The sequence below is a fragment of the Pseudomonas sp. PDM30 genome (assembly GCF_019218985.1).
Lineage (GTDB): Bacteria > Pseudomonadota > Gammaproteobacteria > Pseudomonadales > Pseudomonadaceae > Aquipseudomonas > Aquipseudomonas jessenii.
In genome coordinates, this window is the sequence record NZ_JAHUWM010000005.1 from 329,200 (window position 1) to 344,075 (window position 14,876).

The following is a 14,876-nucleotide window of genomic DNA, read 5'->3' on the forward strand; positions in this document are numbered from 1 at the left end:
GAAATCCAATGATTGGGTTGTCTGGCACACCGCTATCGCGAGCAAGCTCGCTCCCACACTGTTTTACGTATTCCCTCTTCTACCATCCCCTTGTTTCGACTTTCGATTTGCTCAATTGCGAGTCACTTCTATATTGAGGGAGTGCTCTGAACTTCCTGCCTTCTGTCGAGCTTGACCCATGGCAACTACTGATCAGCTGATCATCTGCGAGCACTGCGACAGCGTGTACCAAAAAGTAACGCTCGCCAAACATCAAAAAACCCTGTGTACACGCTGCGGCGGCGTGCTTCAGCGCTATAACGGCCTCACTGTGGAGCAGCGTCTTGCGTTGACCTTCACCGCGTTGATGCTCTGGATATTCGCCAATTTCTATCCGGTAATGAGCATCAACCTCAAAGGCGTGAAGAACAGCGCAACGCTCTGGGACTCGGTGCTGGCCCTGAGCCTGGGGCCTATCACCTTCATCGCCATGGTGGCGGCAATCGCCATGATCATCGCGCCGATTTTCCAGTTGCTGCTGCTGATCTGGGTGCTGGGCTTTGCACTCGGCGGGCGACGCTCGCCCGGATTCAAATTCTGCATGCGCTGGCTGGAAACCCTCAGGCCCTGGAGCATGCTCGAAGTCTGCCTGCTGGGCGCCATGGTCGCGGTGATCAAGCTCGCCGGACTGCTCGATGTGCTGCCCGGCATAGGGTTGTTTGCCCTGGCGGCGCTGAGCCTGATGATGATCCGCATCGCCGGGCGCGACATTCGCGAACTATGGGACATTGTATGAGCACGCCTCCTTACGCCGACGAGCTCAACCTGTGCCTGTGCCACACCTGCGGCCTGGCCTGCGACATGACTTGCGAGCCCCACGAATGCGAGCGTTGCGGTGCACCGCTGCACCGGCGCAAAGCCAATTCTCTGGCCCGCACCTGGGCCTACATGATCGCGGCCCTGGTGTTCTACATCCCGGCCAACCTGTTGCCGGTGATGAACACCGAGATGGTCGGCAACGGCGCCGACAGCACGATCATGAGCGGCGTGCTGGAGTTCTGGGAAGCCGGGGCCTGGGATATCGCCCTGATCATATTCATTGCCAGTATCGCGGTACCGGGAATCAAGTTCGTCGCCATCACATTGCTGCTGGTCACCGTGCAACGCGACAGCGAGTGGGCACGCAAGGAGCGGTCGACGCTGTACCGCTTCGTCGAAGTCATCGGTTACTGGTCGATGCTCGATGTGATCGTGGTCGCCCTGGTGGCCTCGCTGGTGAAATTCCAGGCCCTGGCCGACATCGAACCGCGCCCGGGCATTCTGTTTTTTGGTCTGGTAGTGGTGTTCACCATGCTTTCGGCAATGAGTTTCGATCCCCGCATGATCTGGGATAAAGAACGGGAAAACCCACACAATGAGGAGGTCACTGATGAAGTCACAAGCCACTGACGGGCCACAAGCCCCCGGGCAGGCGCCGATCAAGACCCGCCGTTTCAGCGTTTCGCTGGTCTGGATCGTCCCGATCGTCGCGGTGCTGGTGGGTATTTCGCTGGTGGTCCACAGCATTTTGCAGCAGGGCCCGACCATCGTTGTCACGTTCAAGACCGGTAACGGCCTGACCGCGAACAAGACCGAGGTCAAATACCGCAATGTCGTGATTGGTCATGTCTCCGATGTGGAGCTCAGCAGTGACCAGAAAAGCGTCAACGCCACCATCAAACTGGAAAAGCAGGCCGAAAGCTTTACCCGCGAAGATTCGCAGTTCTGGGTCGTGCGGCCGCGCATTGGCGCGGGCGGTGTATCGGGGATCGATACGCTGCTGTCGGGCGATTACATCGGGGCCGATATCGGCCAGGCCAACGGCCGGGCAAAAAACTTCATCGGACTGGAGAATCCGCCACCCATCACCTACGGCGAACCGGGCAAGCGTTTTACGCTGTTCACCCAGGACCTGGGGTCGCTGGACATCGGCTCTCCGGTCTACTACCGCAAGATCCCCGTGGGCCAGGTGGTGGCCTACGCGCTGGACCCGGATGGCAAGGGCGTGAACATTGAACTGTTCATCCATGCACCCAATGACAAGTACGTCACCGAAAACACCCGTTTCTGGAACGCAAGCGGCATTGACGTGAACGTCGGCGCCAATGGCTTTGCGGTCAAGACCGAGTCGCTGTCTTCCTTGCTGGTGGGCGGCATCGCCTTCCGCGCGCCCGACTACAGCCCCAACGATAAGCCTGCTGCCGCAGAGTACGCCTACGAATTGTTCGACGACCAACAAACCGCCCTGGCCCCGCCAAACGGCAAGCCGCAGTTCCTGGCCATGCGCTTCGACCAGGCACTGCGCGGGCTCAAGGTCGATGCCCCGGTGGAGTTCCTCGGTGTGGAAATCGGCAAGGTAGTGGCGGTCAATCTGGATTACGACGAGAAAAAGCGCTCCTTTCCGGTCAACGTCGGTATCGTGATCTACCCGCAGCGCCTGGGCCAGGCCCATGTCAAAATGCTCAAGGCGCTCAATCATGACCCTGATAACGAAGCCGCTGGCGTACGCTTGATGGGTACCTTTATCGAAAACGGCCTGCGCGCCCAGGCCCGCACCGGTAATCTCTTGACCGGCCAGTTGTACATTGCCCTTGACTTCTACCCCAAAACCGACAAGGTCGCCTTCGATGTAAACGCACGCCCGGTCATGATTCCGACCATTCCCGGCAGCCTCGAGCAATTGCAGGAAAAACTCGAATCCATGGTCGACAAGATCAACAAACTACCGATCGAGCGTATTGCCGGCAATCTCGATGGCAATCTCGTCGAACTGCGCAAAGGCATGATGCAATTCAACGGAAAGATCTTGCCTGGCGTGCAAACCACTTTGTCGGAAGTCAGCAAGACGCTGGAAACGGCCAATTCGACCCTGCAGTCGGCCAGTTCGACCTTGGCCGAGGATTCGCCGCAACGGGAAAAACTGGGGCTAACCCTGGATGAACTGGGACGTACGTCCAGATCCTTGCGTGATCTTTCGGATTACCTGGGACGGCATCCGGAATCGCTGCTTCGCGGTCGTCCGAATAATGCCGCCCCCATGGATCTGCAAGGGCCACCGCGCAATTGAACACAGGAGCAACACCCATGGCTTTACCGCTGAAGTTCACCCTGGTCACCGCGATGTTGCTGCTCGCCGCCTGCCGCAGTGACCCGATTCAATTCCATACCCTGACCCCGGCCCAGGAGGGCAATCACTCAAGGACCACCGTCGGCGTGATCCAGATCGAGTCGATCAGCGTGCCGCCCCAGGTCGATCGTGCGCAGATCGTCATTCGCGAGGGCAACAGTGGCCTGGCGATCCTGGAAACCCAATGGTGGGGCGCGACCCTGGTGGACGAACTGCGCAGTGCGTTGGTCGATCAACTGAGCAACAGTCCTGTACAAGGCCGACACTCGGTGCGGGTCGATGTGCAGCGTTTCGACTCGGTGCCCGGCCAGTACGCCTTGATGGACGTGGAATGGCGCCTGCGCAGCGCCAGCACCGGCGACACGGCACGGTTGATTTGCCGCAGCACCCTGCAAACGCCCTCGGGTGCCAGCATCGATGACCTGGTGCTTGCCCAGCAAAACAACGTCAAACGCCTGGCCGCGCTGATCAGCCAGGCTGCCGTCAGACCACAGGCAACCTGCCCTGCGCCCTGAATGTATTCATCCCCAGGATTAACGGCGACAAGTTCGCCGTTAATCCGTCCCTCCTGTTTCCTGCTGTCATTCCCCGCGACAGGCGGCCCGCAGCAACTGGCAACGTCAAATACGCCGAGGCACACGACAAAAAGGCAGCCGGGGCAGCGTCATATTCTGATCGGCGGCATCGTTTGATCGACGAGTCGAAACACAGCGGGCACAGTGCTGCTAATCTGAATGAAAATTACATGTATTAACGGTTTTTTTGACGTTATTTTCTCATTTGGATCTCTACATTTCCCGCACTTCAAAAACATGCAAATGATTCGCATTGGTTAACTGGCGTTTCTATGCCCATGACTTTCAAAAAAATGTACCAGGAGCAGCCCACAGAATGATTCCAAAAATCCCTTCGTTCTTGAAAAAGGCCCTGCTGGCCGCCGCTTTGCTGAGCGCTGGCCAGGCCTATGCAGCCGACTCCGTCGGCATCGTGGTGTACAACGCGCAACACGCAGGCCTGACCAAGGCCTGGGTCGAGGGTTTTACCCAGGAGACAGGTATTCCCGTCACCTTGCGCAACGGCGATGACACCGAAATGGGCAACCAGATCGTGCAGGAAGGCGCGGCTTCGCCAGCGGACGTATTCCTGACCGAGAACTCCCCGGCCATGGTCCTGGTCGACAATGCCGGGCTGTTTGCGCCTGTCGATAAGGCCACGCTGGAGCAGATTGACTCCGCCTACCGTCCGGCCCACGGCAAATGGGTAGGCATCGCCGCGCGCTCCACGGTGTTCGTCTACAACCCGAGCAAACTGCCAGAAGCCGACCTGCCGAAATCGATCATGGACCTGGCTTCACCGAGCTGGAAGGGTCGCTGGGGTGCATCGCCCGGTGGTGCTGACTTCCAGGCCATCGTCGCTGCCATCCTCCAACAAAAGGGTGAAGCCGCCACGCTGGATTGGCTCAAGGCGATGAAAACCAACTATGCCAACTACCGTGGCAATAGCTCGGTACTCAAGGCCGTGAATGCCGGGCAGATCGACAGCGGCGTGATTTACCACTATTACAGCCTGGTGGATCAGTCCAAGACCGGCGAAAACAGCAAGAACACCGCCCTGCACTATTTCAGGCACAAAGACCCGGGCGCTTTTGTTAGCATCTCCGGCGGCGGCGTCCTCGCTTCCAGTAAACACCAGGACCAAGCCCAGGCGTTCCTCAAGTACATTACCGGCAAGGATGGCCAGGCTGTCCTGAAGAACGGCAAGTCGTTTGAATACGCCGTGGGCAAAGGCGCTGAATCCAACCCTAAACTGGTGCCTCTGAATCAACTCGATGCGCCGACTGTCGATGCGTCAAAACTCGACAGTAAAAAAGCCGTGGAGCTGATGACACAGGCCGGACTGCTCTAATTGATGCCAGAAACCCTGCCTGCGGAGGTCGCTGAGGCGACACCCGCACATTTACGTCGACGCTCCCGCGGAGTCTTTGCGGGACGTGGCGGTGTATGGGTGATCGGTTTGTCGGTGCTGGTTTCATTACTGGCACTGCTACCGATCGCCTACGTTATTGGTGTGTCCCTGCAAACCGGCTGGTCAACCGTTGTGACCCTGGTGTTCCGCCCTCGGGTCGGTGAACTGCTGGCCAACACCGTGCTACTGGTGCTGCTGACGATTCCCTTGTGCGTCGCGCTGGGGGTGACGCTGGCCTGGCTCACGGAACGCACGAATCTGCCGGGGCGGCGCTGGTGGTCGTTGCTGGCCACCGCGCCGCTGGCAGTGCCTGCGTTCGTTCACAGCTACGCCTGGGTCAGCCTGGTGCCACCGATTCACGGCTTGTTTGCCGGTGTCCTGGTCTCGGTCATCGCCTACTTCCCGTTCCTGTATTTGCCGGTAGCCGCCACTTTGCGCCGGCTCGATCCGGCCATCGAAGACGTCGCCGAGTCCATGGGACTCAAACCCTGGAAAGTGTTTTTCCGCGTTGTGTTGCCGCAATTGCGCCTGGCGATCTGCGGCGGCGCCTTGCTGGTCGGCCTGCACCTGCTGGCCGAATATGGCCTGTACGCCATGATCCGCTTCGACACCTTTACCACCGCGATCTTCGATCAGTTCAAATCGACCTTCAACGGCGCAGCGGCGCACATGCTGGCCAGTGTGCTGGCGCTGTGTTGCCTGGCGATGTTGACGGCCGAATCCGCCGCCCGGGGTTCGGCGCGTTACGCCCGCGTCGGTTCGGGAAGCGCCCGGGAGCAACGGGTTGTACGCCTGAAACCGGTATCCACCCTGCTCTCGCTGACGCTGCAGATCATGACCTGCGCCCTGGCCCTTGGCGTGCCCTTGATCACCCTGGGCAAGTGGCTCATCGCCGGAGGCGTGGAAGTCTGGGACATGGCCGAATTGTTGCCTGCACTGGAGCAAACCCTGTTGCTGGGCATCGGGGGGGCGGCGCTGACCACCTGCGCGGCGATCCCGATTGCCTGGCTGTCGATCCGCTACCCCGGTCGACTGCAACGGGTGCTGGAAAGCTGCAACTACATCACCAGTTCCTTGCCCGGCATTATCGTGGCGCTGGCACTGGTGACCGTCACGATCCACTTTGCCCGGCCGATATACCAGACCACCTTCACCGTGCTGCTGGCGTACCTGTTGATGTTCTTGCCCCGTGCCCTGGTGAGCCTGCGCGCGGGCATTGCCCAGGCCCCGGTGGAACTGGAAAACATTGCCCGCAGCCTTGGCCGCTCGCCAGCCCGGGCACTGTGGCTGATCACCTTGCGCCTGGCTGCCCCGGGGGCGGCCGCCGGCGCGGCGCTGGTGTTCCTGGCGATCACCAACGAATTGACCGCCACACTGCTGCTGGCCCCGAACGGCACGCGCACCCTGGCGACCGGGTTCTGGGCCTTGACCAGCGAAATCGATTACGCGGCCGCCGCGCCCTACGCCTTATTGATGGTTGTGCTGTCGCTTCCGTTGACCGGACTTCTTTATCACCAATCGAAAAAAACGGCTGGCCGATGAACACTCTTGAATTGAATGCCCTCTACAAGTCCTATGGCGCCCATTGCGCCCTGGACAACGTCAGCCTCTCGGTGCCCAGCGGCAGTCGCACGGTCATCGTAGGCCCCTCCGGCTCGGGCAAGACCACGTTGCTGCGGATGATTGCCGGTTTCGAGTTCCCCGATTCCGGACGCCTGTCGCTCAATGGCCAGACCCTGGTCGACGGCACCCACGAAGTGCCGGCCCATCAACGCCTGATCGGCTACGTGCCACAGGACGGCGCACTGTTCCCGCACATGACCGTGGCAGCGAACATCGGCTTCGGCCTGGCGACCAAGGGCACTGAAAAACAGCAGCGCGTTGCCGAACTGATGGACAGCGTGGCGCTGGACGCGAAGATGGCCGAGCGCTGGCCCCATGAATTGTCCGGTGGCCAGCAACAGCGCGTGGCCCTGGCCCGAGCCTTGGCGCAACAGCCACGACTGATGCTGCTGGACGAGCCGTTCTCGGCGCTCGATACCGGATTGCGCGCCGCCATGCGCAAGATGGTTGCACGGCTGCTGGAGGACGCGGGCGTCACCACCATTCTGGTCACCCATGACCAGAGTGAAGCCCTGTCGTTCGCCGACCAGTTGGCGGTGATGCGTCATGGCCGACTGGTCCAGTCAGGGCATCCGCTGGACCTTTACCGCTATCCCGAAGACGAGCAAACCGCGCTGTTCCTGGGGGATGCCGTGGTGATGCCCGCACGCATCGAGGCCGGTTGGGCCCACTGCGACCTGGGCCGGATCCCCGTCAACAACCACCGCAACAACAGTTCGGCGCAGATCATGCTGCGCCCCGAACAACTTCAACTGGCCAGCATCCTCCCCAGCGACCCGGAAGCCAGCGGTTGCCGGGCCGTGGTCACCGATCGGGATTTCAGCGGCAACACCTGCACGCTGACGGTGGAACTGCAGCCATTGACCCGTAACGCGCAGTCGGGCCGATCACTGCTGGTGCGCAGTTCAGGCATGTATGCACCACCCGCCGGCAGCTCGGTTCAGGTCTCGACCATCGGCCATGCCCATGTACTGAGCGAGGTGTGATCGTTCACAGATCGAATCGATCCACCGCTCGACGCCGCTCGTTGTCATCGCGCACATCGTAGTTGGCCGTGGTTTGGATATTGCTGTGGTGCGCCAGCTTCTGCGCAATCGACAAGTCATGCTCTTCGATCACCCGGGTGATGAATGAACGCCGGAAGTCGTGGGGCATGATTTTCACCCCGACCTGCGCGCCCCGTTGCCGGGCGATGTAGTAAATCGCGTGTTTGGTGATGCGCTCCCGGGTGATGTGGCTGCCACGGCGGATGCGGTTGAACAGGAACGGGTCGTCCGACTCGCCGTCCTTGAGCATCGAACGGCGCAGCTCGAGCCAGGCTTCAAGCTTGGCGAAGGCCCAGGCCGGTGCGTACTTGATCAACTGCTTGTTGCCCTTGGCCGTCACCCGCAGGCTGCGCTCGGTGAAGTCGACCTGGTTCAGCTCCAGGTTCACCGATTCGGATTTGCGCATCCCTGAACCGTACAAAATCCCGATGATCGCGGCATCCCGCAGGCCTTGCGGCCGCGGATCGGCAGCGCAGACCGCCATCAGTTCCTGGATCAGCGTACGCCTGAGATTGCGCCCCTGGGACAGCCGTGTACCGGCCATGCCCTTCACCGTACGCATCTTCAACAGATGCTCCTGAGAGATCAGGCTCATGCGCCACGCTTCGTTCATCACCCCGCGCACCGCGTTGACATAGAGCGAAGACGTGTTCGGCGCATAGCCGTCCGAACGCAAGGTGGCCACCAACGCAATGACGTCCTCTGGCTGCAGATTGTGCCAGGGAATTTCCTCGATATCGTGGTCTTCGAAGCCCAGGCGGTCGGCGGCATCCTGCAGCACATAACGCATGGTCAGTTGGCTGGACGGCGCCAGTCGCGCCAGATACAGGGTCAGTGGATTGGTGAGGGGTGTACGTGAATCAGATACAGGTAAGTCAATCAAACGAAACGGCCTTGAATTAAAACAGTTAAGTGAAACAACTAATAAGTAAAAAAACAATGATGTAAAGGCTATTTACGTTTACAGCCCCAGGGCTGCCCAAGAGTCAGGCATTTCTCCCATTTTCCCGGCACGGTATCGGCGACGAGGAAATCGCTGCCGTAGAGCATGCCGCGGTTCTTCAGGCCTTGCGCCCGTTGCAGTACTGGGCAGCGTCGGCATTGTCCTGACGCTTGAAACGGCCGGATGTGGCTTTTTTCAACACGATAGACAAATTGAAATATGACCTTGCCTATCCTGACTCGGTTTTGATTATTCCTCAGGCGGCACCATGAGCCTGGTATTGCTACTGGTCGCCTGTCTGCTGACCTGTCTGGAAAAACCTTGGCGTGCCATTGCTCTTCCTCGGCGTCATAACCATCAATATCCCGACCTGCTCGTGCGCCTGAATCAAGGAGTGACCCATGAAAATCAGTGTATTCGGTAGCGGATATGTCGGCCTGGTGCAGGCAGCGGTATTGGCGGAAGTCGGCCACGACGTGGTCTGCATGGACGTTGACGAGAATAAAGTCGAACTGCTCCAACAGGGCCACGTGAGCATATTCGAACCCGGGCTGGCCAGCCTGGTACGCGAAGGCCTTGACGCCAGGCGGTTGCAGTTCACCAGCGACGAAAAATTCGCCGTCCAGCACGGGCAGGTGCTGTTCATCGCCGTTGGCACTCCGTCCCGGGACGACGGCTCGGCGGACTTGCGCTACGTGATGTCGGTGGGCGACGCCGTGGCCCGTCATCGCGAGCAACCGGCGATCCTGGTGGAGAAGTCCACCGTCCCGGTCGGCACCGGCGATGCCTTGCGAGCACACATCGACAAATGCCTGATCAGCGTCGGGCGCGTATTGCAGTTCGATATTGTCTCCAATCCGGAATTCTTGAAAGAAGGTTCGGCCGTGGCCGACTGCCGACGCCCGGACCGTATCGTCATCGGCTGTGAACGCGAAGAAGTGCGTGAGGTGATGCGTGATCTGTACTCGCCCTTCAACCGCAACCATGAGCGCATCATGTTCATGGACCTGCGCAGCGCCGAGCTGACCAAGTACGCCGCCAACTGCATGCTGGCGACCAAGATCAGCTTCATCAACCAGATCGCAGAACTGGCCGAACACCTGGGTGCCGACATCGAATCGATACGCCTGGGCATCGGCGCCGACTCCCGCATCGGCTACCACTTCATCTACCCCGGTTGCGGCTACGGTGGCTCATGTTTCCCCAAGGACATGCGCGCCCTGATCCACAGCGCTGAACAGGCCCATTGCTCCAGTGACCTGCTGCAAGCGGTGGAAGCCATCAACGAGCGGCAGAAATACAAGCTGTTCGAGCGCATCAACGCGTTCTACAAGGGCGACTTGCGTGGCAGGACCTTTGCTCTGTGGGGCCTGGCATTCAAGCCAAACACCGACGACATGCGCGATGCGCCGAGCCGGGTGTTGCTCGAATCCTTGTGGGCCGCCGGAGCGCATGTCCGTGCGTTCGATCCGGAAGCCATGCAGGAAACCCAGAAGCTGTATCCCGATGAATCGAAGCTGATGCTCATGGGTACACCCGAGTCGGTCTTGTCCGGTGCCGATGCACTGATCATCTGCACCGAATGGCAACAGTTCAAGGCGCCGGACTTTCAACTGATCCGGCAGCGGCTCAACGCACCGCTGATCTTCGATGGCCGCAACCTTTACGACACAGACCGTCTGGCACGCATCGGTTTCACCTACTTCCCGATCGGTCGGGGCGAGTCGAGCAAATTGCCGATTCCGTACCAGCAATGGTTTGCCGAGTCAGTGGTCGCCTGAACAGCCTGTTCCCTCACATCCGCCAACAGTCTCCCGCGCTGGGTCTGCACGGCCGTCGGGGGCATTGCCGCCAGTGCTGGGCGGGCGGTTCGACAAGAATGATTTTGTGCTGCGGCACCTCAAGCAAATCCCGTAGCAACGACCGCGTATCTGACTGCTAGAGTAGCGCTCACGATCGGGCTGATGCCGGCCCGATTGAATAAGGATATTCGCGCCGTGACCAGCTACTCCCCCCTCATCCGCCGCCTGTTGATCTGCTCGCTGACCATCGTCGTCAGCCGCGCCATCACCAGCCCTTTGCTCACGCTATTCGTCAGCGACAAGCTGGGACTCAACCAGCAGGACGTTGGCTTGCTGCTCGGCATTGCGGTGTTCGTCGCCACCCTGCTCTCCCTGTATGGCGGCTACATCATCGATCGCTTCGAAAAGCGCCGGTTGCTGATTCTCTCGATGGCGTCCAGCGCTGTCGGCCTGGTGTTGCTGACCTTTGCTGAAAACCTCTACCTGACGACCATCACCCTGATCGTCACCGAAACCGCTTCATCGCTGTTCCTCATCGGTTCGAAAGCGATCCTCAGCGACAACCTCCCGGTGGGTCAACGCGCCAAGGCGTTTTCCCTGAGCTATACGCTGACCAACATTGGCTACGCTGTCGGGCCGATGTTCGGTGTGCTGATTGCCGGGGCCTTTGCCAGTGCACCCTTCCTGATCGCTGCGGCCATCGCTTTTTTCAGTATTTTCCTGATGACCGGGATCGCGAAGGACCCGGCGCGCTCGCCTGTCGGCGGCCAGGGGCAGAGTTTCCTCAAAACCCTGATCACCCTGAAAAACGACCGCACCCTGATCCTGTTCACCGCCGGTTGCCTGCTCAGTACCGTGGTGCACGGGCGATTTACCTTTTACCTGTCGCAGTACCTGCTGGTGACCAGCAATCCCCAACACACCATGGAAATCATGGCCGCCCTGCTCGCCTGCAACGCCATCAGTGTGATCTTGCTGCAATACCAGATCGGGCGTTTTCTCAAGCGCGAGCAACTGCGCCAATGGATCATGGCCGGCACCGGCCTGTTCATCCTCGGGCTGATCGGTTTCAGCCTGGCGGACAGCATGGTGAGCTGGTGCGTGGCGATGTTCGTCTTCACCCTCGGTGAAATCATCATTTACCCGGCCGAGTTTCTCTTCGTCGACACCCTGGCGCCGGAAGAACTGCGGGGCAGCTACTACGGCGCGCAAAACCTTGCTGCCCTTGGCGGTGCGTTGAGCCCGGTGATTTGCGGCTTCATGCTGATGCACACCCCGGCGCCGACGATGTTTTATGCCTTGAGTGCACTCGCGGCCCTGGGTGGTTTGCTGTGCTACACAAGCGGTCGACGGAGCAAATTACAGCAAAATTAATGCACTGAAAGCTCATTAATATGAATTTGTCAGTAGCAGGATTGGACGGCACACTGTGCGCGTTCCTCCCCCAACAGTTGGAACAACTTCAAGGGCTTTCTGGGTTCCCCAGCCAAGCCCTTTTTTTTGCCTGGATTTTCTGCCGGAGTCTTCTCGAAATGCTTGCTCGCTGGTTGCCCGCCGCCATCAACACCCGCCCCACCGAATGGAGCCGCGCCGCCATCGGCATGGCCCTGGGGACACTGATGAGCGTGTGGCTCTGTAGCCAGGTGTTCGGCATTGAGGTGGCCCAGCACCTGATCGGCCCGCTGGGGGCGTCGGCGGTGCTGTTGTTTGCCGTGTCTTCGGGCGCGCTCGCCCAGCCCTGGTCGATTCTCGGTGGGTACTTGAGCGCCGGTGTGATTGCCCTGCTGGTGGCCCATGTGTTGGGCCGAACCCTGGGTAGCGCTTGCCTGGCGGCGGGCATGGCGTTGATCCTGATGTGCTGGCTGCGGTGCCTGCATCCACCGGCCGGTGCGTTGGCCCTGACCTTGGTGCTGGCCGATCCGGCAACCATTGCCATGGACTGGAAAGCCATTGGGCCGGTGATGCTCAGCGCCGCGACGATGCTGCTGTGCGCCCTGGCCTACAACAACCTGACCCGCGTTCGTTACCCCAAGAGCGCCAGCGAGCCCGCGGCCAGGATTCCTGCCGATCACCCGCCGGTCGACCGTCAGGCCATCACCGCCGAAGACCTGAAACTGGCGTTGGCCGACATGGAAGCGTTCTATGACGTGACCCCCGAAGACCTTGAACAGTTGATCCAGGCCAGCGAACTGCACGCCAAACGCCGCAGCGTTGGCGAAGTGCTCGCCCCACGACTGTAAGTCGCTGTTCTGGAGGTTCTTTTGCCGTGGCCGGGCGGTTCTGGCATCCTGCGCCTCCATTTTCTGACCCGGCCCGCCTTCTGGCACGCAAACCACCATGACCGCCTCCGAAAAAGCCCCCGCTCCACGCCACAGCGACCTGATCTACGGCCTCGATGACCGCCCGCATCTGACCGCCACCGTCTTCGCCGCCCTGCAACACGTGCTGGCAAGTTTCGTCGGCATCATCACCCCGACGCTGATCATGGGCAGCGCCCTGGGCCTGCAAAGCGAAATTCCTTACCTGATCAGCATGGCGCTGTTCGTCTCCGGCCTGGGCACCTTCGTGCAGGCGCGGCGCTTCGGCCCGGTGGGCTCTGGCCTGTTGTGCCTGCAAGGCACCAGTTTCTCGTTCATCAGTGTGATTCTCAGCGCCGGCTTCATGGTCAAGGCTCGTGGTGGCGGTACCGATGAGATTCTCTCGACCATTTTCGGCGTGTGCTTTTTTGCCGCGTTCATCGAGGTGGTGTTGAGCCAGTTCATTGGCAAATTGCGCATGCTGATCACCCCGGTGGTGACCGGCACGATCATCACGCTGATGGGCTTGTCGCTGATCAAGGTGGCGATGACCGACATCGCCGGCGGCTTCGGCGCCCCGGACCTGGGGGCGGCCAGTCACCTGGCCCTGGCGGCGCTGGTGCTGGGAACCATCGTGGTGTTGAACCGGGTGGATGTGCCGTTTCTGCGCCTGGGGGCGATTGTCATCGGCCTGACCCTGGGCTACGGGGTGGCATGGCTCATGGGCCAGGTGGATTTCAACAGCCTGCCCGAAGTGCCGCTGATGAGCGTACCGGTGCCGTTCAAATACGGGTTCTCCTTCGATTGGGTGGCGTTCATTCCGGTGGCGGTGATTTTCCTCGTGTCGCCGCTGGAGGCCGCCGGTGACCTCACCGCCAACTCGATGATCTCCCGGCAACCGGTTAAAGGCCCGGTGTACATTCGACGGATCAAGTCCGGCCTGCTCGCCGATGGCCTCAACTCGGCCATGGCCGCGGTGTTCAACAGCATGCCGATGGTGACCTTCGCCCAGAACAACGGGGTGATCCAGCTCACCGGCGTGGCCAGCCGCTACGTGGCGTTTTTCATTGCCGGATTGCTGGTGGTGCTTGGCCTGTTCCCGATGATCGGCGCGGTACTGCAACTGATGCCGAAACCGGTGCTCGGTGGCGCGGAACTGGTGATGTTCGGCACCGTCGCCGTGGCCGGGATCAAGATTCTCGCCGAGGCCGGCCTGCATCGACGCAACATGCTGATCGTGGCGATTTCCATCGGCATGGGCCTGGGCGTGGCCGCCGTGCCGGAAGTCTTGCGTGAACTGCCCAAGGCCCTGCACAACATTTTCGAATCGCCCATCACCGTCGGCGCGCTGTGCGCTATCGTTCTTAATATCTTCCTGCCCGAGGAGTTCATCGAGCTGGAGGAGGACGAATTCGATCCGGAAGCCTCCGTGCTTCAGGTGATGCAGAACCCCGATGTGACCGCCAGGGATGAACCCGCAAAGGCTACGGTGGTTGCACAGTCGAACCACTAGGTGGGCTCAAGGGCTGAGCCGCTGGCGGTTCAGCCTTTTTCAGATGAGAACACGTCCATGCGCAGCCTCCACGCGGTCCTGATTTCCCTCCTGCTCTGCCTGAGCGCCTGTTCCTCGCTGCCCAATCGAGACCCGTTGAAAATCAACGTCGTGGGTGTCGAACCCCTGCAAGGCGAAGGCATGGAAGTGCGCTTTGCCGTGAGAATCCGCGTGCAGAACCCCAATGACTACACCCTCACCTACAGCGGCGTTGCCTTGGACCTGGACATCAACGGCCAGCCCTTCGCCTCTGGCGTCACCGATGAGAGGGGTACGATCGGGCGCTTTTCCGACACCATCGTCAGCGTACCGGTCAGCGTTTCGGCGTTTTCGGTGATCCGCCAGACCTATGGCATCAGCCAGATGGAAACCCTCAACAACATGCCTTATGTCCTTCGCGGCAAGCTCTCGGGTGGGGTGTTCAACACGAAGCGGTTCGTGGACAGTGGCACGCTCAATCTGCCTGGACCGACCACTGGCAGCCGTTAAACGCCTTGGATGAA

Annotated in this window: 13 protein-coding genes; 12 read left to right on the top strand and 1 reads right to left on the bottom strand. The window is 60.3% G+C overall.

Annotation, left to right across the window (positions count from 1 at the left end):
* The first annotated feature begins 178 nt into the window (after nucleotides 1–178).
* The 7 genes from KW840_RS14940 (at nucleotide 179) to KW840_RS14970 (ending at nucleotide 7,719) form a co-directional block, all read left to right on the top strand.
* Nucleotides 179–775, top strand: a complete 597-nt coding sequence (locus tag KW840_RS14940; protein ID WP_057714935.1) for a paraquat-inducible protein A — start codon at nucleotides 179–181, stop codon at nucleotides 773–775.
* Nucleotides 772–1,428: a paraquat-inducible protein A gene (locus tag KW840_RS14945; RefSeq protein ID WP_090455084.1), complete on the top strand. Its 657-nt coding sequence runs from the start codon at nucleotides 772–774 to the stop codon at nucleotides 1,426–1,428. The genes KW840_RS14940 and KW840_RS14945 overlap by 4 nt, the downstream gene beginning before the upstream one ends.
* Nucleotides 1,409–3,085 (top strand): intermembrane transport protein PqiB, encoded by a 1,677-nt coding sequence (locus KW840_RS14950; RefSeq protein WP_218495958.1) that lies wholly within the window; start codon nucleotides 1,409–1,411, stop codon nucleotides 3,083–3,085. Before KW840_RS14945 ends, KW840_RS14950 begins: the two co-directional genes overlap by 20 nt.
* Before the next feature lie 17 nt (nucleotides 3,086–3,102).
* On the top strand, nucleotides 3,103–3,660 hold the full coding sequence (locus KW840_RS14955) for a membrane integrity-associated transporter subunit PqiC (RefSeq protein ID WP_090455082.1): 558 nt from the start codon (nucleotides 3,103–3,105) through the stop codon (nucleotides 3,658–3,660).
* A 376-nt stretch (nucleotides 3,661–4,036) separates the two neighbouring features.
* Nucleotides 4,037–5,050 (top strand): iron ABC transporter substrate-binding protein, encoded by a 1,014-nt coding sequence (locus KW840_RS14960; RefSeq protein ID WP_218495961.1) that lies wholly within the window; start codon nucleotides 4,037–4,039, stop codon nucleotides 5,048–5,050.
* A gap of 3 nt (nucleotides 5,051–5,053) precedes the next feature.
* Entirely contained in the window at nucleotides 5,054–6,652 is a 1,599-nt protein-coding gene (locus KW840_RS14965) for an iron ABC transporter permease (protein WP_218495963.1), read from the top strand.
* Nucleotides 6,649–7,719: an ABC transporter ATP-binding protein gene (locus KW840_RS14970; RefSeq protein WP_057714941.1), complete on the top strand. Its 1,071-nt coding sequence runs from the start codon at nucleotides 6,649–6,651 to the stop codon at nucleotides 7,717–7,719. The genes KW840_RS14965 and KW840_RS14970 overlap by 4 nt, the downstream gene beginning before the upstream one ends.
* A gap of 4 nt (nucleotides 7,720–7,723) precedes the next feature.
* On the opposite strand, the gene xerC is transcribed toward KW840_RS14970, so the two are convergent.
* On the bottom strand, nucleotides 7,724–8,662 hold the full coding sequence (xerC, locus tag KW840_RS14975) for a tyrosine recombinase XerC (protein WP_057714942.1): 939 nt from the start codon (nucleotides 8,660–8,662) through the stop codon (nucleotides 7,724–7,726).
* 461 nt (nucleotides 8,663–9,123) lie between these two features.
* Here xerC and KW840_RS14980 point away from each other — a divergent pair, with 461 nt between their 5' ends.
* The 5 genes from KW840_RS14980 to KW840_RS15000 all read left to right on the top strand — a co-directional run bounded on the left by KW840_RS14980 (nucleotide 9,124) and on the right by KW840_RS15000 (nucleotide 14,862).
* The gene (locus KW840_RS14980) at nucleotides 9,124–10,503 is read left to right on the top strand and encodes a UDP-glucose/GDP-mannose dehydrogenase family protein (protein ID WP_218495965.1); all 1,380 of its coding nucleotides are present in this window, start codon (nucleotides 9,124–9,126) and stop codon (nucleotides 10,501–10,503) included.
* Nucleotides 10,504–10,686: 183 nt separating this feature from the next.
* Complete coding sequence (locus KW840_RS14985; RefSeq protein ID WP_256353334.1) at nucleotides 10,687–11,898, top strand: MFS transporter; 1,212 nt, start codon at nucleotides 10,687–10,689, stop codon at nucleotides 11,896–11,898.
* A 158-nt stretch (nucleotides 11,899–12,056) separates the two neighbouring features.
* Nucleotides 12,057–12,764, top strand: a complete 708-nt coding sequence (locus tag KW840_RS14990) for an HPP family protein (RefSeq protein WP_057714944.1) — start codon at nucleotides 12,057–12,059, stop codon at nucleotides 12,762–12,764.
* 97 nt (nucleotides 12,765–12,861) lie between these two features.
* Nucleotides 12,862–14,334, top strand: coding sequence for a nucleobase:cation symporter-2 family protein (locus tag KW840_RS14995; protein ID WP_218495969.1), 1,473 nt, complete (start codon nucleotides 12,862–12,864; stop codon nucleotides 14,332–14,334).
* Nucleotides 14,335–14,391: 57 nt separating this feature from the next.
* Nucleotides 14,392–14,862, top strand: coding sequence for an LEA type 2 family protein (locus tag KW840_RS15000; protein WP_218495971.1), 471 nt, complete (start codon nucleotides 14,392–14,394; stop codon nucleotides 14,860–14,862).
* The last annotated feature ends 14 nt before the right edge of the window (nucleotides 14,863–14,876 follow it).

What these genes read in the sequence shown, in the direction of transcription:
- KW840_RS15000 (WP_218495971.1), top strand. Translation starts at nt 14,392, where the DNA reads ATGCGCAGCCTCCACGCGGTCCTGATTTCCCTCCTGCTCTGCCTGAGC.
- KW840_RS14960 (WP_218495961.1), top strand. Translation starts at nt 4,037, where the DNA reads ATGATTCCAAAAATCCCTTCGTTCTTGAAAAAGGCCCTGCTGGCCGCC.
- KW840_RS14965 (WP_218495963.1), top strand. Translation starts at nt 5,054, where the DNA reads ATGCCAGAAACCCTGCCTGCGGAGGTCGCTGAGGCGACACCCGCACAT.
- KW840_RS14985 (WP_256353334.1), top strand. Translation starts at nt 10,687, where the DNA reads ATGCCGGCCCGATTGAATAAGGATATTCGCGCCGTGACCAGCTACTCC.
- KW840_RS14990 (WP_057714944.1), top strand. Translation starts at nt 12,057, where the DNA reads ATGCTTGCTCGCTGGTTGCCCGCCGCCATCAACACCCGCCCCACCGAA.
- KW840_RS14945 (WP_090455084.1), top strand. Translation starts at nt 772, where the DNA reads ATGAGCACGCCTCCTTACGCCGACGAGCTCAACCTGTGCCTGTGCCAC.
- KW840_RS14980 (WP_218495965.1), top strand. Translation starts at nt 9,124, where the DNA reads ATGAAAATCAGTGTATTCGGTAGCGGATATGTCGGCCTGGTGCAGGCA.
- KW840_RS14970 (WP_057714941.1), top strand. Translation starts at nt 6,649, where the DNA reads ATGAACACTCTTGAATTGAATGCCCTCTACAAGTCCTATGGCGCCCAT.
- KW840_RS14940 (WP_057714935.1), top strand. Translation starts at nt 179, where the DNA reads ATGGCAACTACTGATCAGCTGATCATCTGCGAGCACTGCGACAGCGTG.
- KW840_RS14995 (WP_218495969.1), top strand. Translation starts at nt 12,862, where the DNA reads ATGACCGCCTCCGAAAAAGCCCCCGCTCCACGCCACAGCGACCTGATC.
- KW840_RS14950 (WP_218495958.1), top strand. Translation starts at nt 1,409, where the DNA reads ATGAAGTCACAAGCCACTGACGGGCCACAAGCCCCCGGGCAGGCGCCG.
- KW840_RS14955 (WP_090455082.1), top strand. Translation starts at nt 3,103, where the DNA reads ATGGCTTTACCGCTGAAGTTCACCCTGGTCACCGCGATGTTGCTGCTC.